Genomic DNA, 774 nt, shown 5'->3' on the forward strand with positions numbered 1-774 from the left:
TCCCCCGCGACGCGAATTGATCTGCGCGACCAGGCAGCGACCTTCGCCTGGATGGCAGCCAATCCCGCCGACCTGATCTTCCTCGCGGCCGCCAAGGTCGGCGGGATCGCCGCCAATGACTCGGCGCCAGCGCAATTCCTCTACGACAACCTGATGATCGAGGCCAATGTGATCGAGGGTGCGCGCCGTATCGGCGCCGCCAAGCTCGTGTTCCTCGGATCCTCCTGCATCTATCCCAAGCATGCCGAGCAGCCGATCCGCGAGGATGCGCTGCTGACCGGGCCGCTCGAGCCGACCAACCAATGGTATGCGATCGCGAAGATCGCCGGGATCATGCTCGCCCGGGCCTATCGCCGCCAATATGGTTGCGATTTCATCTCGGCACAGCCGACCAATCTCTACGGGCCGTTCGACAATTTCGACCTGCAATCGAGCCATGTCCTGCCGGCATTGATCCGCAAGGCGCATGAAGCGCAGCTGGCGCAGGCCCCCAGCCTGACCGTCTGGGGCAGCGGCGCGCCGCTCCGCGAGTTTCTCCACGTCGATGACCTGGCCGATGCGCTGGTCTTCCTCGCGACGCATTATTCGGGCGAGGAGATCGTCAATATCGGCTCAGGCGAAGAGATCAGCATTGGTGGCCTGGCCCATATGATCGCCGATCTGGTCGGCTTCCGGGGCACCCTTGCGTTCGATGCCTCGAAACCTGACGGAACGATGCGCAAGCTCGTCGATTCAAGCAGGCTGGCCGCCCTGGGCTGGCGATCGCCGAGACCG

At 64.1% G+C, this 774-nt stretch carries 1 protein-coding gene; it reads left to right on the plus strand.

Annotation, left to right across the window (positions count from 1 at the left end):
* Nucleotides 1-21 precede the first annotated feature (21 nt).
* A partial coding sequence (locus ABD050_RS28940; protein ID WP_343893057.1) for a GDP-L-fucose synthase family protein occupies nt 22-774 on the plus strand: 753 nt, incomplete at its 3' end.

This window comes from Sphingomonas oligophenolica, from assembly GCF_039522915.1.
In the GTDB taxonomy this organism is placed as follows: Bacteria; Pseudomonadota; Alphaproteobacteria; order Sphingomonadales; family Sphingomonadaceae; genus Sphingomonas; species Sphingomonas oligophenolica.